This is a genomic window from Bailinhaonella thermotolerans (assembly GCF_003594875.1).
In the GTDB taxonomy this organism is placed as follows: domain Bacteria; phylum Actinomycetota; class Actinomycetes; order Streptosporangiales; family Streptosporangiaceae; genus Bailinhaonella; species Bailinhaonella thermotolerans.
On sequence record NZ_QZEY01000025.1, the window covers coordinates 21,359 to 42,580 of the forward strand.

12 protein-coding genes and 1 tRNA gene are annotated in these 21,222 nt (G+C 74.1%); 8 read left to right on the forward strand and 5 right to left on the reverse strand.

The window, feature by feature from the left end; genetic code table 11:
* Positions 1–49: 49 nt before the first annotated feature.
* Together D5H75_RS37295 and D5H75_RS37300 are read left to right on the forward strand one after the other, a co-directional pair.
* Positions 50–754: a hypothetical protein gene (locus D5H75_RS37295; protein ID WP_147425410.1), complete on the forward strand. Its 705-nt coding sequence runs from the start codon at positions 50–52 to the stop codon at positions 752–754.
* Positions 755–1,489: 735 nt separating this feature from the next.
* Positions 1,490–4,678 carry a S41 family peptidase gene (locus tag D5H75_RS37300; RefSeq protein WP_119931334.1) on the forward strand — a complete coding sequence of 1,063 codons (3,189 nt, stop codon included), beginning with the start codon at positions 1,490–1,492 and terminating at the stop codon, positions 4,676–4,678.
* A 287-nt stretch (positions 4,679–4,965) separates the two neighbouring features.
* Here the strand turns inward: D5H75_RS37300 and galK are convergent, their stop codons facing one another.
* Positions 4,966–6,090, reverse strand: a complete 1,125-nt coding sequence (galK, locus tag D5H75_RS37305; protein WP_119931335.1) for a galactokinase — start codon at positions 6,088–6,090, stop codon at positions 4,966–4,968.
* Between the two features lie 153 nt (positions 6,091–6,243).
* On the opposite strand from galK, the gene D5H75_RS37310 reads away from it, so the two are divergent.
* From D5H75_RS37310 to D5H75_RS37330, 5 genes are all read left to right on the forward strand, one after another.
* Positions 6,244–7,122, forward strand: a complete 879-nt coding sequence (locus D5H75_RS37310; RefSeq protein ID WP_242454744.1) for a 1-aminocyclopropane-1-carboxylate deaminase/D-cysteine desulfhydrase — start codon at positions 6,244–6,246, stop codon at positions 7,120–7,122.
* A gap of 206 nt (positions 7,123–7,328) precedes the next feature.
* Positions 7,329–9,284, forward strand: a complete 1,956-nt coding sequence (locus tag D5H75_RS37315) for a GMC family oxidoreductase (RefSeq protein ID WP_202638893.1) — start codon at positions 7,329–7,331, stop codon at positions 9,282–9,284.
* Positions 9,281–10,711, forward strand: a complete 1,431-nt coding sequence (locus D5H75_RS37320; protein WP_119931338.1) for an aldehyde dehydrogenase family protein — start codon at positions 9,281–9,283, stop codon at positions 10,709–10,711. The genes D5H75_RS37315 and D5H75_RS37320 overlap by 4 nt, the downstream gene beginning before the upstream one ends.
* 86 nt (positions 10,712–10,797) lie before the next feature.
* Complete coding sequence (locus D5H75_RS37325; protein WP_119931339.1) at positions 10,798–11,241, forward strand: DUF5753 domain-containing protein; 444 nt, start codon at positions 10,798–10,800, stop codon at positions 11,239–11,241.
* Positions 11,242–11,279: 38 nt separating this feature from the next.
* Positions 11,280–11,681 carry a DUF397 domain-containing protein gene (locus D5H75_RS37330; protein WP_119931340.1) on the forward strand — a complete coding sequence of 134 codons (402 nt, stop codon included), beginning with the start codon at positions 11,280–11,282 and terminating at the stop codon, positions 11,679–11,681.
* A gap of 88 nt (positions 11,682–11,769) precedes the next feature.
* Here D5H75_RS37330 and D5H75_RS37335 read toward each other — a convergent pair.
* Positions 11,770–11,843: transfer RNA gene (locus tag D5H75_RS37335), tRNA-Ile, on the reverse strand.
* Positions 11,844–12,174: 331 nt separating this feature from the next.
* Here D5H75_RS37335 and D5H75_RS37340 point away from each other — a divergent pair.
* Positions 12,175–13,560, forward strand: a complete 1,386-nt coding sequence (locus D5H75_RS37340; RefSeq protein WP_277950002.1) for a cytochrome P450 — start codon at positions 12,175–12,177, stop codon at positions 13,558–13,560.
* A gap of 65 nt (positions 13,561–13,625) precedes the next feature.
* On the opposite strand, the gene D5H75_RS37345 is transcribed toward D5H75_RS37340, so the two are convergent.
* The 3 genes from D5H75_RS37345 to D5H75_RS37355 are packed head-to-tail and all read right to left on the reverse strand — an operon-like array spanning position 13,626 to position 21,221.
* Positions 13,626–15,575, reverse strand: a complete 1,950-nt coding sequence (locus D5H75_RS37345; protein WP_119931342.1) for a non-ribosomal peptide synthetase — start codon at positions 15,573–15,575, stop codon at positions 13,626–13,628.
* A complete protein-coding gene (locus D5H75_RS37350; RefSeq protein WP_119931343.1) occupies positions 15,568–21,039 on the reverse strand; it encodes a non-ribosomal peptide synthetase/MFS transporter in 5,472 nt (1,823 codons plus the stop codon). Before D5H75_RS37350 ends, D5H75_RS37345 begins: the two co-directional genes overlap by 8 nt.
* Complete coding sequence (locus D5H75_RS37355; RefSeq protein ID WP_119931344.1) at positions 21,036–21,221, reverse strand: MbtH family protein; 186 nt, start codon at positions 21,219–21,221, stop codon at positions 21,036–21,038. Before D5H75_RS37355 ends, D5H75_RS37350 begins: the two co-directional genes overlap by 4 nt.
* Position 21,222 lies beyond the last annotated feature (1 nt).

Here is a 21,222-nt window from a genome sequence, read left to right on the forward strand (position 1 = left end):
CCCCGCGGGGGACGACCAGGCGGGCCCGCGCTTCCTACTCTCCGGCGGCATGAGCGGTATGAGTTTCAGCTTCAGCGACCCGCGTTCGTTCCGCCGGTGGGCGGCGGGGGTCAGCCTCATCCTCGCACCGGCGCTGATCGTCCTGTCGCTGGTCATCGACGCGTCCTCCGCGGACGGGCACGAGATGCTCCTCGCCTACGCGGCCAACCCGGTCCAGACCGCCTGGCACTCGACCCTCCTGCACTACGGCTGGGTCTTCTTCGTGCCGGGGATCATCGGCCTGGTCCACGTCGTACGGCGGCGCGGGGTCGTGCTGGCCCACATCGCGGGGGCGGCGTCGGTCATCGGCGCGATCAACATGTCCTCGCTCATGCTGTCGGACATCTTCCATCTCGCGGTCTACCGGCAGCTCCCGCCGGAGCAGGCCAAGGTCGTCACGGAGGCGGACAACCCGGCGTTCTCCGTGGTCATCCCGGCCTGGCAGCTCCCCGGGGTGATCCTGCCCCTGGCCGGGCTCGTGCTGCTGGCGGCGGCCGTGTGGCGGGCCGGGCTCGCCGGGTGGTGGTTCCCGGCGTCGGTGCTCGCGGGGAACGCGCTGTTCGTGTCCGCGCCGACCGGCACGATGTTCTTCTACCTGATCGGCCCGGTGATCCTGCTGGCCGGCTTCGGCGCGATGGGGTTGCGGCTGCTGCGGATGAGCGACGACGAGTGGACGCCGCTCCCCTCCCCTTCCCCCTCGGCCGCGGCCGCCTGAGCCGCCGGCGCGGGCCGTACGGCCCGGGGCGCCGCGTGCGGCCGGGAGCGGGGGCTCCGGCCGTGCGCGGTGTCTCGGGATCACTACATACAGGACAAAGGCTGTCTTTGCTGTAGATAGCCCTACAGATGGCGATTGCTCCAGTTGCCCGGGGTAGCACGGTCGATGTCGCCTGAAACGCCTGATCAGACGACATATCGGTCAGTACAACCAAGGGGGAGAAGTGGCCGGTCAGCAGAGGAAGAACCGAAACCGCGCCGCGGCCGACGCGGAGCGTCGTGCCGCCGCCAACCCGGCGGACCAGTCCGAACACGCCGCTCCGCAGCAGAAGGCCAAGGCGCGTCAGGCGGACAGGAGCCAGCGCCGCCAGGCCCGCGACTAGGCGGTGACGCGCTGATCCCGGGCCGGGGCATCCCGCCCGGGATCTTCCCTTCCCCGGTCCGCCGACTCCCTCGCCGGACCCGCCGGCCCCCCGCCTCGCGCCGTGCCGCCGTCCTCCCGCCTCGCCGCCTGCGCGGCCGTCCCTCCCCTCCCTCTGGCCGTGCCGCCGCCCCCTCGCGTGACGCCGTACCTCCGGCCCCTGGAGCCCCGCCGGTCCCCCGCGTCCCGGGACGGTGGTGATCTGGGCGCGGGGAGTGAGGGGCGCGGCTCGCGGGGTACCGGGGTGCAGAAGCGGTGGAAGGGCCCAGCGGGCAGTGCGCTGGCGCAGGGAGCATTCGGGGAGAAGAGGGACAGATGCCCGGCTACCTCAGGTTTCCGACGGTGTGGAACGACGTCGTGGTCTTCGTCGCGGAGGACGACCTGTGGATGGTCCCCATCGAGGGCGGACGGGCCTGGCGGCTCACGGCGGGGGTGGCCGAGGCCAGCTTCCCGCGCCTGTCCCCCGACGGATCCCGGCTGGCGTTCATCGGCCGCGAGGAGGGCCCCGAGGAGGTCTACGTCATGCCCGCGACGGGCGGCACGGCCCGCCGCCTGACGTACCAGGGCAACCGGTGCACGGTCACCACGTGGGCCCCGGACGGGTCGATCGTCTACGCGAGCGCCGCCGGGCAGCCGTTCGCCGGGGACAAGTGGCTGTACCGGGTGGATCCCGGGGGCGGCAGGCTCCCCGAGCGCATCCCGTGGGGTCCCGCCGGCACCCTGTCGTACGGCCCGAGCGGCGGGGTCGTGCTGGGGCGGAACACCGCCGACCCGGCGCGGTGGAAGCGGTACCGCGGCGGCACCGCGGGCGACCTGTGGGTGGACCGGCGCGGGCGCGGCGAGTTCGCGCGGCTGATCTCGCTGGAGGGCAACCTGGCCTCGCCGTGCTGGATCGGCGGGCGCATCTACTTCCTGTCCGACCACGAGGGCGTGGGGAACGTCTACTCGTGCACGCCCACGGGGAAGGGCCTCAAGCGGCACACCGACCATGAGGAGTACTACGCCCGCAACCTGTCCACCGACGGCAGCACCCTGGTCTATCACTCCGGCGGCGACCTCTACCTGCTCGACCCCGGCTCCGGCGAGACCCGGAAGATCGACGTGCGGCTCGGCAGCTCGCGCACGCAGCGGAACCGCAAGTTCGTCTCGGCGGCGGCGTACCTGCAGAGCGCGACCCTGAGCCCCGACGGCAGCGCGCTGGCGATCACCACCCGGGGCAAGGCGTTCTCGCTGGCGAACTGGGAGGGCGCGGTCCGCCAGCACGGCCACCCCGACGGAGTGCGGTACCGGCTGCTGACCTGGCTCAACGACCAGCTCCGGCTGGTCGCGGCGGCCAGCGACGACGCCCAGCCCGAGCGGCTGACGGTGCTCACCGCCGACGGCAGCCGGCCCCCGCGCACGCTGGAGAACGCCGACGTGGGCCGGGTGATCGACCTGGAGGTCTCGCCTCGGAGCGACCTGGTGGCGATCACCAACCACCGCAACGAACTGGTGCTCGTGGACGTGAGCCAGGAGGAGCCCCGGGAGCGGTTCGTGGACGCCAGCCCGTTCGGGGCGATCGAGGACCCCGCGTGGTCGCCCGACGGGCGCTGGCTGGCGTACACCTACCCGGACGCGGGGCACAGCACGGCGATCAAGGTCTGCGAGGTGGAGACCGGCACGACGCACCAGGTGACGCGCCCGGTGCTGCGCGACCGGCGGCCCGCGTGGGATCCGGCGGGCGACTACCTGTACTTCATCGGGGCGCGGACGTTCAACCCGGTGTACGACGCGCTCCAGTTCGACCTGGGCTTCCCGCTGGGCACCAAGCCGTACGTGGTGCCGCTGCGCAAGGACGTGGGCTCGCCGTTCGTGCCCCGGCCCCGGCCGCTCGGGAGCGAGCAGCTCCTCACCCCGATCGGCGACGTGCGCGTGGAGATCGACTTCGACGGGATCGAGGACCGGGCGATCGAGTTCCCCGTGCGCGAGGGCCGGTTCCGGCGCATCGTCGGCATCCGGGGCAAGGCTCTCTTCACGGGCGTGCCCGTGGGCGGGGCGACCGGGCTGGCGACGTTGTACTCCTACGACTTCGACACCCAGAAGTACGAGGCCGTGGTGACCGACGTGAGCGACTTCACGCTGGGCCGCGACGGGGTCACCCTGCTCTACCAGTCCGGCGCGCGGCTCCGCGTGATGAAGGCCGGCGGCGACCCGCCCGAGGAGGGGTTCCCCGGGCGCAACACCGGCTGGATCGACCTGTTCCGGGTGAAGGTGTCGGTCTGGCCCGAGGCCGAGTGGCGGCAGATGTTCGGCGAGGCGTGGCGGCTGCAGCGCGAGCACTTCTGGGCCGAGGACATGGCCGGCATCGACTGGCAGGGCGTGTACGACAGGTACCTGCCGCTGGTGGACCGCGTGACCACCCGGGGCGAGTTCTCCGACCTGCTGTGGGAGATGCAGGGCGAGCTGGGCACGTCCCACGCCTACGAGAGCGGCGGCGAGTACCGGGTCGGCCCCCGGTACTCCCAGGGCTTCCTGGGCGTGGACTGGGCCGTGGACCCGCAGAGCGGCCGCTACATAGTGGCCGGGATCCTGCGCGGCGACCCCTGGGACATCACCACCACGTCCCCGCTCAACCGGCCGGGCGTGGACGTGCGGGTGGGCGACGTGGTCCTCGCGATCAACGGGCAGAGCGTGGGCACGCTCCCCGAGGACGGCGACCGCCCCGCCGTGCCTGAGGAGCACCTGGTCAACCAGGCCGACGAGGAGGTCCAGCTCACGATCCGCCGGGGCGACGAGGCGCCGCGCTGCGTGAGCGTGCGCGCGCTGTGGGACGAGCGCCCCGCCCGCTACCGGGACTGGGTGGAGCGCAACCGGGCCCTGGTCCACGAGCGCTCCGAGGACAAGGTCGGCTACCTGCACATCCCCGACATGGGCGTGGACGGCTTCGCCGAGTTCCACCGGGGCTTCCTGGCGGAGTACGACCGCCAGGCGCTGATCGTGGACGTGCGGTTCAACGGCGGCGGGAACGTGTCGGCCCTCCTGGTGGAGAAGCTGGCCAGGAAGCGCCTCGGCTACGACTTCCCCCGCTGGGGCAGCCCGACCCCCTACCCCCAGGAGTCCCCCCGCGGGCCCCTCGTGGGCATCACCAACGAGTGGGCCGGCTCCGACGGCGACGTCTTCAGCCACACCTTCAAGCTCCTGGGCCTGGGCCCGCTCATCGGCAAGCGGACCTGGGGCGGCGTGATCGGCATCTGGCCCCGCCACCGCCTGGCCGACGGCACGGTCACGACCCAGCCGGAGTTCTCCTTCGCCTTCGACGACGTGGGCTGGCGCATCGAGAACTACGGCACCGACCCCGACATCGAGGTCGACATCACCCCCCAGGACTACGCCGCGGGCAAGGACGCCCAGCTCGACCGCGCCATCCAGGTCGCCCTCGACCGCATGGCCGAGAACCCGCCCCACGCCCCCAACCCCGCCGCCCGCCCCCGCCTGGAGATCCCCCGCCTCCCCCCGCGCGAATGAGACGGCCCGCGTGATCCCGGCCGGGCGCCCGTGAGGATCCCGCCCCGCCCGCGAGTCGTACGGCCGGAGCGGGGCAGGAGGGTGGCATGCGGATCGGGCGGACCGAGGTCAGGGTGCTGGGCGGGTGGGCCGGGTGCCTCACCATGATCATCGTGTCGGTGGTGCTCTCAGTGCTGCTGACCGTGCTGGTCAACCTCCTGCTCTGACACCCGCCCCGGCGCACGGCCGCCGACACCCGCCCCGGCGTACGGCCGCCGAGGCCCGCCCGGCCGTACGGCTCGGCGGGGTCAGGCCAGGCGGTGGGCGCCCTGGGCGGGGGTGGCGGGGTGGAAGCGGGGCTCCTGCCAGCCCCGGTCGGCGTAGGCGGCGCGGACGGCGGACTTCACGTCCTCCAGCCTGTCGTTCGCGACCAGGGCGATGGCGCTGCCGCCGAAGCCGCCGCCGGTCATGCGCGCGCCCCGCGCGCCGCCCCGGACCGCGGACTCGACCGCGACGTCCAGCTCCTCGCAGGAGACCTCGTAGAGGTCGCGCAGGGAGATGTGGGAGGCGTTGAGCATGGGGCCGATCTCGGGGACGGCGCCGGCGCGGAGGAGGCCCACCACGGCCTGGACCCGGTGGTTCTCGCAGACCACGTGCTCGGTCCGCCTGCGGGGCGCCCCCGAGAGCCGCGAGAGGGCCCCGGCCAGGTCCTCCACGTCGCGCAGGGAGACCACGCCGAGGGTCTTGGCGGCCTGCTCGCACTGCTCACGCCGCACGGCGTACTGCCCGTCGGCCAGCTCGTGGTGGACCCGGGTGTCGATGATGAGGATCGTCATGTCGCCGGTGTCGAGCGGGACCGGGTGGGCCTTCAGGGTCCGGCAGTCGATGAACAGGGCGTGGCCCTCGCGGCCCAGGGCCGAGGCCATCTGGTCCATGACGCCGCAGGGCATGCCGACGAAGTCGTTCTCCGCGCGCTGGGCGAGCAGCGCGATCTCGGTGCGGGGCAGGCCCAGGCCGTACAGGTCGTTCAGGGCGAGGGCGACCGAGACCTCCAGGGCCGCGCTGCTGCTGAGCCCGGCCCCGGCGGGGACGTCGCCGTCGACGAGGATGTTCGCGCCGCCGACGGGGAGGCCGCGCTCGCGCAGCGCCCACACGACTCCGGCGGGGTAGGCGGCCCAGCCCTCGACCCGGCCGGGAACCAGCTCGTCCAGGGTCACCTCGCGGCCGGGGGCCTGGAGGGAGGCGAGGGCGACCCGGCCGTCCTCGCGGCGGGAGACGGCGGCGGTCACGCCCCAGGGGACGGCGAAGGGCATGACGTAGCCGTCGTTGTAGTCGGTGTGCTCACCGATGAGGTTGACGCGTCCCGGCGCGCGCCACACCCCCTCGGGGGCCTGGCCGTAGACCTCACGGAACGCTTCCCCGGCTCGCGACACGTAGTGCTCCCTAGGACGAATGGGCGGGCGACAGGCGGACGACGTAAATTATCTCCGCAGTGAACGACGACGCCGCCCTCCCCCATGCCGCCCGCGGCTGACCCCGCCGCGCGAGGCCCCCGCGCGCCCGCGGTCCCCCGCCCCGATCCGGGCGTGACGCTCCGGGAAACCGGCGCCGGCGTGGAGCCCCGGGTGCCGTCCCCGCTCTTGCCGGTCGAGGACGTACGGCTGCGCGGGGTGCGGCTGTTCCTGAAGCGGGACGACCTCATCCATCCCGAGGTGACCGGCAACAAGTGGCGCAAGCTCAAGCACAACCTGACCGCCGCGGCCGGGCACGAGCGCATCCTGACGTTCGGCGGGGCGTACTCCAACCACATCCGGGCGACGGCCGCCGCCGGGCGCCTGCACGGGTTCGAGACGGTCGGGGTGATCCGGGGCGAGGAGCACCTCCCGCTCAACCCCTCCCTGGCGTACGCCGTGAGCAGGGGGATGCGGCTGACCTACCTCGACCGCGCCGCCTACCGCCGCAAGACCGAGCCCGCGGTCCTGGACCGGCTGCGCGAGGAGTGGGGAGACTTCTACCTGCTCCCCGAGGGCGGCAGCAACGCTCACGCGGTCCGCGGGTGCGCGGAGCTGCCCGCCGAGGTCGGCGTGCCGTACGACGTGATCTGCTGCCCCGCCGGGACGGGCGGCACGCTGGCCGGGATCGCCGCGGGGCTGCCGCCGGGCGCCCGCGCGATCGGGTTCTCCGTGCTCAAGGGCGGGGCGTTCCTCACCGGCGAGGTCGCGCGCCTGCAGACCGAGGCGTACGGCGGGCCGCGCGGCTTCTGGCACGTGGAGACCGGGTTCCACTTCGGCGGCTACGCGAAGAGCACCCCCGAGCTGGACGCCTTCGCCGCCGGATTCGCCGACCGCCACGGGATCGCGCTCGACCCGGTCTACACCGCCAAGATGATGTACGGCGTGTACGCCCTGGCCGGGCGCGGCGTCCTCGCCCCCGGCGCCCGCGTCGTCGCCGTCATCACCGGTTAGGCCGCACGGGACCGGGAGGCGTACGCCTACCCGATCCGGGGTGAGCGCCCCGCCCCGCCGTGCCCCCGGGGAAATCCTCTAGAACGGCGTTCGGGAAAAGTATTGAGCCGCCCGCCGGGGCCGCTGTATACGTGGAGCCAACACCTCTGCCGATGCCCCCGCGGGCACCGTCGAGGCAGGCCCGCCCCACGACCGACGGAGGCACCGTGCCGGCTCTGACTCCCGCGCAGCGCGAGGTGCTGCGCGCCCTCGTGGACACCGCGGTCCCCGCGCTGGAGGTCGCGGAGGACCCCCACGGCTTCTGGGCCACCCCCGGCTCCGCGGTCGGCGCCGACCAGGCGCTCGCGGACCTGCTCACCCAGCTCCCCGAGGACGGCCAGGCGGGGATGGCGCAGCTCCTGGACGGCCTGGCCCTGCTCGGCTTCCAGCACCAGGGGCGGCACGCCCGCGAGGGGCTGCTCGCCGTCGCCCAGGCCCTCGCGCCCGAGGCCCACGCCGCGATCGCCACCCTGCGCGGCGCCGCCTGCATGCTCGCCCACTCCCTCACCGACGAGAACGGCCGCAACCCCTTCTGGCCGCAGTACGGCTACCCCGGCCCGCAGATCACCCCGCCGGACGCCGAGCCGTACATCACCCCGCACATCCCCGCGGACGGCGACGTGATCGAGGCGGACGTCGTGGTCGTGGGCTCCGGCGCGGGCGGCGGCACGATCGCGGGCGAGCTCGCCACGCGCGGGCGGCGCGTCGTGGTCCTGGAGGCCGGCGGCGCGACCAGCGAGCGCGACTACCGCCAGCTCGAACGCGAGGCCACCAAGGCCATGCTCTACCGGCAGGGCCTCGCGACCACCGCCGACGGCAACGTGGGCCTGCTCGCCGGGCGCACCCTGGGCGGCGGCACCACGGTCAACTGGCACAACTGCGTACGGCCCAGCGACGCCGTCCGCCGGGAGTGGGCGCGTGACCACGGCCTGGACGGGCTGGACACGCCCGAGTTCGACCGCCACATGGAGGCCGTCCTCACCCGGATGGGCGCGAACGACCGGTGCAGCGACTTCAACGGCCCGCACCAGCGCATGGCCGAGGGCGCCAAGGCGCTCGGCTGGTCCATGCACACCGCCGTGCGCAACGTGGACGAGGCGTCGTACGACCCGGTCGCGGCGGGGTACACCCAGTTCGGCGACGTCAGCGGCAGCAGGCGCGGCACCCTCAGCACCTACCTGCGCGACGCGTACGACCACGGCGCGACGATCGTCGTGAACGTCCGCGCCGACCGGATCCTGGTCGAGGACGGCCGGGCCGCGGGCGTCGAGGCGACGTACACCGACCCGGAGACGGGGGCGGAGGCGCGGATCACGGTGCGCGCGGCCGACGTGGTGGCGGCGTGCGGGGCGCTGGAGACGCCCGCGCTGCTGCTCCGGTCGGGGATCGGCGGCCCGGCGGTCGGGCGGCACCTGTACCTCCACCCGGCCGTGGCGGTCTTCGGCGTCTACGCCGAGGACCAGCGGGCCTGGTGGGGGCCGCCGCAGGCCGCGGTGATGGACGAGTTCAGGGACCTGGGCGACGGGCACGGCCTGCTCGTCGAGGGCGTGCACTACATGCCCGGCCTGTACGGCTACCAGCTCGCCAAGCGGGACGGCGCGCTGGCCAAGGAGGCGATGAGCAAGCTCGGGCGCATGTCGCCGCTGCTCTTCCTCCTGCGCGACCACGCCGGCGGCCAGGTCACGATCGACGCGAACGGTGAGGCCGTGCACACGTACGCGCTGAGCGACGAGCGCGACGTCGCGACGTACCGCAAGGGCCTGCGCGTCCTGGCCGAACTCCACCTGGCGGCGGGCGCGCTGGAGCTGTGGCTGGGACCGGCGCCCACGTTCCGCCGCGGCGACGACCTGGACGCCTGGCTCGCCGGGCTCTCCGCCATGCCGATCGGCGCGGGCGGCCTCCCGATGGCCAGCGCGCACCAGATGGGCGGCGCGCGCATGGGGACCGACCCGCGGACCTCCGTCGCCGGCCCGGACGGCGAACTGCACGACGTGCCCGGCGTCTGGATCGGCGACACGAGCGCGTTCCCCACTCCGTCCGGCGCCAACCCCATGCTCACCTGCATGGCCCTGGCCCACCGTACGGCCGAGCGCATCGGCGGCCGGAAAGCGAGCGACGCATGAACCACACCCGGGACCGCATCTACGTGGACGGCGCCTGGATCCCCTCCACGGGTTCGGGGACCCTCCCGATCACCAACCCCTTCACCGAGGAGGTCATCGGCACGGTCCCCGAAGGCACGGTGGAGGACGTGGACCGCGCCGCCCGCGCCGCCGCCCGGGCGTTCCCCGGCTGGGCCGCGACCTCCCTGGAGGACCGGGTCAAGGCGTGCACGGCGATCGCCGAGGGGCTGAAGGAGCGCGCGGCGGAGATCGCGACGCTCGCCTCGCGCGAGATGGGGTCGCCCTGGCAGCTCGCCGTCCTGGTCCAGGCCGGCCTGCCGGTGATCGACTTCGCCTCGATCGCCGACTTCGCGGACCAGATCGAGTGGGAGCGCGAGTCGGGCAACTCCCTGCTGGTCAGGCAGCCCGTGGGCGTCGTCGGCGCGATCACGCCGTGGAACTACCCGCTGCACCAGATCGCCGCAAAGGTCGCCCCCGCCCTGGCGGCGGGCTGCACGGTCGTCGTCAAGCCGTCCGAGCTGGTCCCCGGCCCGGCGTACGTCCTCGCCGAGATCATCCACGACGCGGGGCTCCCGCCGGGCGTCTTCAACCTGGTCCCGGGCACCGGCCCGGTGGTCGGCGAGGCGATCGTCTCCCACGAGTGCGTGGACATGGTCTCCTTCACCGGTTCCACCCGCGCGGGCCGCCGCGTGGCGGAACTGGCCTCCCGGGCCCCCAAGCGCACGTCCCTGGAACTGGGCGGCAAGTCGGCGAGCGTCCTGCTCGACGACCTGTCCGCCGAGGAGTTCGGCCAGGCCGTCGCCGGTTCCCTCACCGGCTGCCTGATCAACAGCGGCCAGACCTGCAGCGCCACCACCCGCCTCCTGGTCCCCCGCGACCGGCTGGCCGAGGCCGAGGAACTGCTGTCCCTCTTCACCCAGTTCGCGGTGGTCGGGGACCCCCTGGCCCCCGGCACCCAGCAGGGCCCCCTGGTCAGCAAGACCCAGCAGGAGCGAGTCCGCGGCTACATCACCGAGGCGATCGCCGAAGGCGCCCGCCTGGTCGCCGGCGGGCCCGGACAGCCGGAACACCTCCCCACCGGCTACTTCGTCACCCCCACCGTCCTGGTCGCCGAGGCCGGCTCCCGCATCGAGCAGGAAGAGGTCTTCGGCCCCGTCCTGACGGTCGTCCCCTACGACGGCGGCGACGAGGAGGCCCTGAGGATCGCCGACGGCACCCCCTACGGCCTCTCCGGCGCCGTCTGGGCGAGCGACCGCGACCGCGCCATCGCCTTCGCCCGCCGCATGCGCACGGGCCAGGTGGCCGTCAACGGCGCCCCCTTCAACCCCACGGCCCCCTTCGGCGGCTACCGCCAAAGCGGCTACGGCCGGGAACTAGGCCCCCAAGGCATAGCGGAATTCACCACCTTCACCACCCTCCACCTCTGACACCCCACCCAACACTTCGCTGAGAAGCAGCACCGCCGCGTCGACGTCGACCCGCTCGCACGACAGCGCTCTGGCAAGAAACACCCGTGCGTCTCGACGTGCGAGCCAGGACCGCGTGCGCACCCTCCGACGACTTCGTGGCGGTCCGGATGGCCCGCCAGTCAGCGCTCACCCGCGAGGAGCCGGCACGCCTGCACGCGATCCTCGGCGAAGGTGTCCTCCACCAGCCTCTCGGCGGCCCATCGGTGTTCCGCGCCCAGCTTGAGCACCTCCGGCGCCTGGCGCGGCGGGACGGAATAACGATCCAGGTGCTGCCCTTCTCCGACCGGCCGCATGCGGGCATGCACGGCGCCTTCACCATCCTGCGCTTGGCCAGCCTCGACGTCGTCTCCGTGGAAATGCTGGACAGCGACGCGTACATAGAGGACGAAGCGAGCGTCACGCAGTACCTGGAGGCTTTCGACCAGCTCATCGACCTGGCGATGACACCGGCCGAGTCGATCGACATGATCGCCAAGGTTGCCCGATAAACTGGGAAATACCTGCTTCGCCCGGAAAGAGGTCGTCGATGAGCGGCGAGCGCACCAACTCTGGCGGCTGGCGAAAGAGCACCCGGAGCGGCGCTCAGAGCAACTGCGTCTCCGCCCGTTATGACGGCAGCCACGTCTGGGTGCGGAACTCCAACCATCCCGACGATCCCCCGATCAAGCTGCCCCCCGGAGACTGGCTCGCCATCGTCGGCCGCGCCAAAGAGGGCGTCCTTCAGCTCGAACGCCTGTCCACGCCGTTACGGCTCGGGCGGCGACTCCTCATCACGGAGGACGCCGGCGAAGTCGTCCTCACCTACACCCACGCCGACGGCGAGACGCGGGTGCGCTACACCGCCGCCGAGTGGCGCGCGTTCCTCGCCGGAGTGGTCGAGGACGGCGAGTTCACCCTGGCCTGGCTGGCGGCGCCCTCGATGGCGTGACCGCGCAAAGGCGTCCGTACCGGCTCGGGGCGTGAGGCCGGGGGCGGTGGCCCCGCTCGTCGCCGCGAGCCGTCCGGGTCTTCCGGGGTGGGGCGGCTGGGACTTGAACCCAGGGCCGGCGGATTATGAGTCCGCTGCTCTAACCAGCTGAGCTACCGCCCCGTGCACGCGTGCAGTCTGTCATCGGGAAGTGTGACGACGCAATCATGCTCTCGCCTACCTTAGCGGCGGCGGCGGGCGGTCGCACTGGGGCGGGACGGTTGTGTGAACGGGGTTCGGGAACCCGGCGTGGACTGGCCGGATGCGGCCGGGCCTGGGCATTGACCGGGTAAGGGGCGTGATCCATAGTCGGGGTGTCGGCTCCAGCCGTGAGGACGGTGAGGGACATGCGGGTGCTGCGGCACGTGGCGGCGCGTCTCGTGGGCAAGGTCAGGGTCAGCGGCAGGTACATCTACTGGCCGTACCACCACGGCAAGTAGGCGGACGCCGCCGGTTGGACGCGGCACGGCCGCCGGGGCCTCGCGGGCACTGGCTGATGGGCAACGTCGCCGAGTACGAACGGGACCGGATCGGGTTCCTGCGCCGTCATCACCGTGAGTTCGGCGACGTGTTCTCGTTCGACGAGCGGACCGTCTTCACCGTCGATCCGCGGCTCGCCCATCAGGTGCTGGCCGCCACCAACCGGGAGTACGTCACGGAGGCGGCGCCGTTCGCCGGAGCGTCGGCGCCGCGTGACGCGGGTGAGTTCGCCGGGCCCTGGATGCGGGCGCGGCGGGCGCTGCGCGGCGCGCTCGGCGACGACGCGGCCGGGGAGTGGGACGCGGCCTTCCTCGCGGCCCTGGACGCCGCGCTCGGCCGTACGGCGGGGCGGCCGGTGGACGTGCTGCCCGTGATGCTCGGCCTCGCCGCGGAGACGGTGGCCGGGCTGTGCCTCGGGGCGGACGCTGCGGAGGTCCCCGAGCTGCTCGCGGTCAACCACGCGGCGCTGCTGCCGTTCGAGGAGGCGTCCTACCAGCTCCCCGCCTGGGTGCCGTCGCGGCGGAACCGCCGCTTCTTCCGCGCCCACGGCCGGATGACGGAGGCGCTGACCCGGATCGTGGCCGCCCGGCGGGCCGGGGCCGCCCGGAGCGGGGGGCGTGACCTGCTCGGCGTCCTGCTGGACGCGCGCCCGGCGCTGAGCGAGCGGGAGGTGACGACCACGCTGTGGAGCCTGCTGATCGGCGGCCACGGCGTGCCCGCCGCCGCGCTGACCTCCCTCGTCCGCGAACTCGCGCTCCGCCCGGGCCTGACCGCCGCCCTCGCCTCCGAGGCCGCCCAGGCGGCGGCAGCCGGGGAAGCCCCCCGGAACCCCGGAGACCCCGGAGCCGCCGAATCCCCCGAGTCCGACGGAACCCCCGAGTCCGCCGGAACCCCCGGAACCCCCGGAGCCGGCGAGGGGTGTCCCCGGGCCCGGCTGCCCCTGGCCGAGGCGGTGGTCAGGGAGGTCCTGCGGCTGTCTCCCCCGGCCTGGATGCTGACCCGCGTCGCGTGCGTCCCGGCCGAGCTGGGCGGGTGGCGGCTGCGCCCGGGGGACGAGGTCCTGCTCACCGCGTACCTCATCCACCGCGACCCGCGCTGGTGGCCCCGCCCCGACGAGTTCGACCCGTCCCGCTGGGACACCGCGCATCCGCCGCCCGGCGCCCACCTGCCCTTCGGCTCCGGCCCCCGCTACTGCCCCGGCTCGTCGGTCGCGATGCGCCAGCTCACCCTGGCCGCGTCCCGCATCGCCCAGCGCTTCCACCTGGACGCCCCGGACGCCGCGGCGACGGTCCCCGCCTTCTCCGGCCGCCTCGCCCCGGCGGGTCTCCGCGCCGCCTTCCGCCCGAGGCGTCCCGCTTAGCCGCGCCCCGGCACGCGCCCGTACGGCCGCCGCCGGGGCGGGGCCGTACGGACGCGGTCCGGCGGTCAGCGGGAAGCGCCGCCGTGACGCCGGGAGCGGGACTGGTGCCGGCGCGCGGCGCGCTCGGCGGGCGAAACCGGCGAAACTGGCGAACCAGGTGAACCCGGCGAGGACGGCGAGGCGGGTGCGGCCGGGGACGAGGGAGAGGAAGCCGCCAGATGCTCCGCCAGGCCGTTCACCGTGGGGTGGGTGTAGAGGGTGGTGAGGGGGAGCCGGGCGCCCAGCACGTCCTCCAGGCGCTGCTGAAGACGGGCCATGAGCAGCGAGTGCCCGCCCAGGTCGAAGAAGTTCTGGTCGCGGCCCACCTCGGGCAGCCCCAGGACGTCGCGCCAGGCCCCCGCGACGACCTCCTCCAGGCCCTCCGGCGGCGCGTCCCCGGAGGAGGCCCCCGGAGTGGCCGCCTCCGGAGCGGGCGCCTCGGGATCGGGGAGGGCGGCCGTGTCCACCTTCCCCGTGGGGGTCAGCGGGAAGGAGTCCACCTTCACGATCAGGGCGGGCAGCATGTACTCCGGGAGCACGTCGCCCAGGGCCTTGCGCAGCAGCGCCGGGTCGGCGAGGTCGCCGATCACGTAGGCGATGAGCCGCTTCTCCCCCGGCACCCCCCGGTCCGTCTCCCGCACCGCGACGGCGGCGCGGGTGACCTCGGGGAGGGCGGCGAGGGCGGCCTCGACGTCGCCGGGCTCGACGCGGTGGCCGCGGATCTTCACCTGGCGGTCGGCGCGGCCGAGGTACCGGATGCGGCCGTCGGGCAGGCGGCGGCCCAGATCGCCGGTGCGGTAGTGGCGCACGCCGTCGGGGTCCACGCCGAACCGCGAGTCGTCGCCGGCCGCCGCCCGCCAGTACGACGCGAGATACTCGCTGCGGACGACGATCTCGCCCTCCGCCTCGCCCGCCGCCGCGCCGTGCGGCCGCAGTCCCACCTCGGTCCCGTCCAGCGGGAAGCCGATGGGCACGACCCCGTCGCCCACGCCGCGACCGGCCCGGATGTCCTCCACCGTCAGGTGGTTCTGGACGGCGAAGGAGATCTCGGTCGCGCCGTACCCGTTGACGAACACCGACGTCGCGGGGAAGTGCCGGACGAACCTGTCCAGGTCGTGCCGGACCACCTCCTCCCCGCCGAGCACGACCGCCCGGACCGACGGGAGGATCGCGTCGCGCGGCAGCGCGTCGAGCAGGTAGCGGTAGACGGTGGGCGTGGAGTGGTAGATCGTCACGCCCCGGCCGGTGAGCACCTCGCCCAGCCGGGCGAGACCCTGCTCGCGCAGGTCCACGGGCACCGAGGCCGCGCCGTTGAGCAGGGCGGAGAAGCCGTCGGTCATCGCCATGTCGAAGCTGAACGACGACAGGACGCTCACCCGGTCCGAGGGCCCGATGCGCAGGTTCGCGGTGTGCGTGCGGACCTGGAACAGCGCGTTGCGGTGGGTCTGCGCCACGCCCTTGGGCCGCCCGGTGGACCCGGAGGTGAACAGGATGTACGCCAGGGCGTCCGGCTCCGACGCCATCGCCCCCGGCGGGTCCGCCGGGGGCAGCGCGGACACGTCCACCACCTGCGCGCCCGGGGCCAGCCGCCGCGCCAGGGCGGCGTGCCCCGGCGTCACCAGCACCGCGTCCGGCTCGGCCAGCTCGGCCATGCGCGTCAGCCGTACCAGGGGATAGCGCGGGTCGAGCGGCACGTAGAGCGCCCCGGCCGACAGCGCCCCCAAGATCGCGGCCAGTGTCCCGGCCCCGTGGTCGAGCAGTACGGCGACGCGCGCCCGCCCGCGCACGGCGGCGGCGACGGCCGCGGCGCGCGCGCCCAGTTCGGCGTAGGTGAGTGTCTCGCCGTCCCCGACGACCGCGGCGCGGCCGGGGTGCGCGGCCACGACCTCCCAGAAGCGCTCGTGGATGGTCCGCGCCGTCCACGGCCGGTGCTCGGGGTCGCCCCGGTGCGCGGCGGCGAACTGTCCGTCAGTCATCTCGTGCTCCGGTGGCCGCCAGCCGCCGCTCGCGGAGCTGGATGCCGATCAGGTCGTCGGGAAGGGCGTCGGGGAGGTCGGTGTCGAGCCGGGCGAGCGCCCGGACGCGCAGGCCGATCGCGGCGGCGATCGCCAGGCCGACGCCGCACAGCAGGTAGGCGAAGGCCAGGCCGCGGCCGGGACCGGTGCCGATCACCGCGCCGACCGTGGAGGCCAGCGCGCCCTGCCGGGTGAACAGCGGTTCGAGCACGCTCCCCGCGAGCGGCGTCAGCACGCCGAAGCCCAGCGGGAACGCGGCCCAGGAGATCGCCTGGTTGATCGAGATGACCCGGCCGTGGAACCGCTGCGGCACCTTCACCTGGACGATCGTCATGTAGACGCCCTGGCTGAGCGCGAGCCCGAAGCCCATCCCGAGCATGCCGAACGCGATCAGCGGCAGGCTGGGCCGGAGCCCGGTGGCGGCGCAGCAGGCGGCCACGAGCAGGGTGAAGGTCATCAGCCGGACCATCCGGCGGCGGCGCGGCCCGCCCCAGAACGACATGAGCAGGCCGCCGAGCACGGTCCCGAGCCCCTCGGCGAAGGCGACCACGCCGACGTCGGCGGTGGTGCCGAAGCCCAGCACCAGCGGCGACACGAGCAGCAGCGGGGCGGCCAGCAGCAGGTTCAGCACCGAGAAGTAGATCAGCATGGCCCGGAAGCCCCGGGTGTTCCAGGAGTACCGCAGGCCCTCGGCCATCTCGGTGAGCAGCGGCTCCCTGCGGCGGCGGCCCATCAGCGCGGGGAACCGCACGACGAGCAGCACGCCGATCGAGGCCGTGTAGCTGACGATGTCGAGCACCAGGATGCCGCCGAGCCCGATGGCGGCGAGCAGCCCCGCCGCGATCAGCGGCATGACCAGCATGGCCGTGCCGTTCACGAGCTGCGCGACGCCGTTGGCGTGGCCCAGGTACCGCTTGGGGGCGAGCTGCGGGATGGCCGCGGTGTAGGCGACGCGCTGGAAGACCGAGGCGACGCCGAGCAGGCCGACCAGGGCCAGGATGGGCCCGATGTCGGTCCGTCCCGTCCAGACCAGCCCGGCCATCGCCAGTTCGCAGGCGACCGAGGCCACGCTCGACAGCAGCAGGATCCGCCGCCGGTCGTACCGGTCGGCCAGCGCGCCCGCCAGCGGCATGGCGATCAGGCCCGGGGCGTACGCGAACACGCCGAACAGGCCGAACCACAGCAGCGAGCCCGTCTGGAGGTAGATCCACACCGGGACCGCCCACTGGGTCAGCGCGGAGCCCAGCATGGAGACGAGCTGCCCGGCGGTGACGGACAGGAAGCGGCCCATGCCCGGGGTCGCGCCGGCGGCGGGCACGCCCGAGCGGGAGACGCCCTCCAGCCACCAGCTCGCGTCCTCGCCGCGCGCCTGCCGGGTGAGCGACCGCCCGTCGTCCCTGGCGATCTCCACGTGGGTCCCGGTGAGGATGCGGGCCAGCTCGCCCGCGCGGTGCCGGACGAAGAAGTGCCCGGCCTCCTCCAGCACCACGAGCGCGGTGGTGCCGGTGAGGAAGGCCCACTCCCGGTACCGCTCCTGGTGGTAGTCGGTGAGCGGGTCGCGCTCGCCCACGACCGAGATGATCGGGGCGCGCAGCGGGGCGGCCCCCTCCTCGATGAGGCGGGTGAAGTACGCCCCGGCGTTCCGCGTGTCGTGGCGCATGTTGGCCACGATCCGGTCGGCCTGCGCCGGGTCGAACTCGTCCATGTCCACGCCCATGGACTTCAGCCAGTTGGCGTGGGCCCGGTTGCTGGTCTTGCTGTCCAGCCAGGTCAGGAACCGGCTGAACCGGCCGGGCGGCTGCGCGGAGGGGAAGACGCCGCCGGTGTAGACCGCCAGGACCTCCCGGCCGGCCTCCTCCAGCCGCCGCGCCAGCTCGATGACGAGGGCCCCGCCGACGCCGCAGTGGCCGTACAGCACGATCGGGCCCTCGACGTCGCGCAGCAGCTCCTCGGTGCAGCGCGCGGCCAGCTCGTCGAACGGCAGCGCCTCCTCGTCGAGCCCCACGTCGTGGCCGGGGATGGCCACGGAGTAGAGCGAGTGCCCGTACGGCAGCGCCTCGGCGAGCGGGAGGTACACGACCGCGCTGCCCCCGCCGTACGGCACGCACACGTAGGAGACGCGCCGGTCCGCGGCCGGGATCGGCGCGGTCAGCTCGTGGATGAGCCGGGCCGGCCGCTCCTCGCCGGGGCCTGCGGAGACCAGGGCGGCGAGCTGGCGGATCGTGGGCGACTGGAACAGGTCCATGACGCTGACCTGCCGACCGGTCTCGGCGGTGATCCGGCGCATCTTCGCGATGACCTGGGTGGCCAGCAGCGAGTGGCCGCCCAGGTCGAAGAAGTCGTCGTCCACGCCGAGGGTCTCGATGCCCAGCACCTCGGTCCAGATCGCGGCGATCTCCCGCTCGACCTCGGTGCGCGGCGCGACGATCTCGGCGGCGAGCAGCCGCCGGCCCTCGGGGGCGGGCAGCGACTTGCGGTCGAGCTTGCCGTTGGTGGTCTGCGGGAACCGCTCCATCGTGACGAACGCGGAGGGCACCATGTGGTCGGGCAGCCGCTTGCGCAGCGTGGCGCGCAGCTCGGCGAGGTCCGGCTCGGCGGTCACGGCCAGGTAGCCGACCAGCCGCTTGTCTCCGGGCACGTCCTCGCGCACGAGCACGGCCGCGTCGCGCACGCCGGGCTGGTCGCGCAGCGCCGACTCGATCTCGCCGAGTTCGATGCGCAGGCCGCGCAGCTTGATCTGCCCGTCGGTCCGGCCCAGGAACTCCAGGGTCCCGTCCGGCCGCCAGCGGGCCAGGTCGCCGGTGCGGTACAACCGCGAGCCCGGCGGGCCGTACGGGTCGGGCACGAACTGGCTCGCGGTCAGGGAGGGCCTGCGGTGGTAGCCCCGCGCGACCTGCACCCCGCCGACGCACAGCTCCCCCGGCACCCCGGCCGGCTGGGGCCGCAGCGCCGCGTCGAGGACGTACAGGGTGGTGTTCTGGATGCCGCCGCCGAGCGGGGCGATGCTCTCCCCCTCAAGGCGCTCGGCGGTGACCGGCCACCAGGTCACGTCCATGGTGGTCTCGGTGGGCCCGTAGATGTTGACCAGCCGGCAGCCCGGCAGCGTACGGCTGAAGCGGGCGCCGACGTGCGCGGGCAGCGCCTCGCCGCCGCTGGTGACCACGCGGAGGGAGGTGCAGCTCGACACGTCCTCCTCCAGGAAGACGGCGAGCATCGACGGGACGAAGTTGGTGATCGTGACGCGCTCGGCGTTGATCAGGTCGCGCAGGTAGGCGGCGTCCTTGTGGCCGCCGGGCCGGGCCAGCACCATGCGGGCGCCGGTCTGCAGGGGCCAGATGAACTCCCGCATCGACACGTCGGCGCTCATGACGGTCTTCTGCAGCATCGTGTCGCCGGGGCCGAGCCCGTGGCGGCGCTGCATGTCGTCGATGTGGTTGACGGCGGCGCGGTGCGGCGTGGGCACGCCCTTCGGCCGGCCCGTCGAGCCGGACGTGTAGATCATGTAGGCGATGTTGTCCGGGGTGACGCCGCTGCCGGGGTTGTCCTCGGGTTCGCCCGCCCAGGTCTCCGCGTCGTCGAGCGGCAGCACCTCGCCGCCCTCGGGGAGCAGGTCCGTCAGGCGCCGCTGCGCCAGCAGGACCCGTGCCCGGGCGTCCTCGACCAGGAACGCCAGCCGGTCCACGGGGTACTCCGGGTCGAGCGGCACGTACGCGCCGCCCGCCTTCATGACGCCGAGGATCGCCGCGACCAGCTCGAACGAGCGCTCCGCGCAGACCCCGACCAGCGTCTCGGGGCCGACGCCGCGCCGCCGCAGCCCGTGCGCGATCCGGTTGGCCCGGGCGTTCAGCTCGGCGTAGGTGATGGTCTCGCCCTCGAACGTCAGCGCGGGCGCGTCCGGGGTGCGCGCGACCTGCTCCTCGATCAGCCCGTGCAGCGTGGCGTGGTCCGGGTACGGCCGCGCGGTGTCGTTCAGGCCCGAGAGCAGCCACTCGCGCTCGCCCTCGCGCAGCAGCGCCAGCTCCGAGATCCGGCGGCCGGGGTGGGCGACGGCGTCGGCGAGGAGCGCGGCGTACCGCTCGGCGATGCTCTCGGCGGTCGCGTGGTCGAACAGGTCCGCGCTGTACTCCAGGCGGCATTCGCCGGAGGTCAGGTCGAACGACAGGTCGCGCCGGGAGGTGCCGTTGCCGAAGGCCGCGCCGGACTGGGGCAGGTAGTTCAGGCTGACCTGGAACAGCGGGTGCACGCCGGGGTCGCGGCGGGGCGCGACGGCCTCGACGACCTTGTGGAACGGGACGTCCTGGTGCTCCCAGGCCTCCAGCACGACGTCCTTCTCGCGCAGCACCAGCTCGTCGAAGGACGGGTCGCCGGACAGGTCGCTGCGCAGCACGACGTTGTTGACGAACATGCCGATCAGCGGCGCCAGCTCGGGGCGGTCGCGGCCGGCCACGAGCGCGCCGACCACGATGTCCTGCTGGCCGCTCAGCCGGTGCATGAGCGCGGTCAGCCCCGCGAGCAGCACCATGAGCGTGCTCGCGCGGTGCCGCCTGGCGAGCGCGTCGGCGGCGGCGAGCACGCCCTCGCCGAGGCGGAACGTCACCTCCCCGCCCCGGAAGCTCGGCGCGGAGGGGCGCGGCCGGTCGGTGGGCAGGGCGTGCACGGGCGGCAGGTCGGCCAGCCGCTCCCGCCAGTACGCCAGCTCCGCCTCCAACGCCGCGCCCGAGAGGGCGTCCCGCTGCCAGGCCGCGTAGTCGGCGTACTGGATCGCCAGTTCCGGCAGGTCGGCGGGCCGCTCCTCGATCGCCGCCGCGCACAGTTCGCGCACCTCGGCGGCCAGGTTGAGCTGGGAGGTGGCGTCCACGACGGTGTGGTGCGCGACGAACGCCAGCCACCACTCGGCGGGCGCGAGCCGTACCATCGCGGCCCGCCACAGCGGGGCCCGGTCGAGCGGCAGGGCGAGCCGACCGAACTCGTCGAGCACCCGCGCCGCGCGCTCCCGCCGCTCCTCCTCCGGCAGGTCCGCCAGGTCGATCAGCTCGGGCTCGACGGGCACGGAGTCGTGGACGACCTGCATCAGGGCGCCGTCCACGGTGGTGAAGCCGCTGCGCAGGGTCTCGTGCCTGCGGACGACCTCGGCCAGGGCCTCGGTCAGCGTGGCGGCGTCGAGCGGCAGGTCCAGCGGGATCCGGTCCACGACGTTGTAGACCGGCTCGTCCCCGGCGAGCTGGCTGGCGAGCCAGACCCGCTCCTGCGCGAACGAGGCCGGGGTCACCCACCCGTCGTCGCCCGGCGCGGCCGCCCCGCCGCCGTCCGAGGTCCCGGCCACCTCACCGTCCGCCGTCCCGGCCACCTCGCCGGGCGCGGCGACGGTCCCGGCCGCCCCGCCGGGGACGGTCCCGGGCAGCTCGCCGGGAAGGGTCTCGGTCATTCCGCGGTCCTGACGCTGCGCGGGCGCATGTCGGTCCACACCTCGTCGATGTGGGCGAGGCACGCCTCGCGGTCCCCCTCGAATCCGGTCGGGTGCCAGCCCGCGGGCGGGGGGTCGCCCGCGGCCCAGATCGAGTACTGCTCCTCGTCGTTGACGACGACCAGCCAGCCCTGCTCGGGCATC

What these genes read in the sequence shown, in the direction of transcription:
- D5H75_RS37295 (WP_147425410.1), top strand. Translation starts at nt 50, where the DNA reads ATGAGCGGTATGAGTTTCAGCTTCAGCGACCCGCGTTCGTTCCGCCGG.
- D5H75_RS37300 (WP_119931334.1), top strand. Translation starts at nt 1,490, where the DNA reads ATGCCCGGCTACCTCAGGTTTCCGACGGTGTGGAACGACGTCGTGGTC.
- D5H75_RS37320 (WP_119931338.1), top strand. Translation starts at nt 9,281, where the DNA reads ATGAACCACACCCGGGACCGCATCTACGTGGACGGCGCCTGGATCCCC.
- D5H75_RS37330 (WP_119931340.1), top strand. Translation starts at nt 11,280, where the DNA reads ATGAGCGGCGAGCGCACCAACTCTGGCGGCTGGCGAAAGAGCACCCGG.
- D5H75_RS37345 (WP_119931342.1), bottom strand. Translation starts at nt 15,575, where the DNA reads ATGACTGACGGACAGTTCGCCGCCGCGCACCGGGGCGACCCCGAGCAC.
- D5H75_RS37350 (WP_119931343.1), bottom strand. Translation starts at nt 21,039, where the DNA reads ATGACCGAGACCCTTCCCGGCGAGCTGCCCGGGACCGTCCCCGGCGGG.
- D5H75_RS37355 (WP_119931344.1), bottom strand. Translation starts at nt 21,221, where the DNA reads ATGCCCGAGCAGGGCTGGCTGGTCGTCGTCAACGACGAGGAGCAGTAC.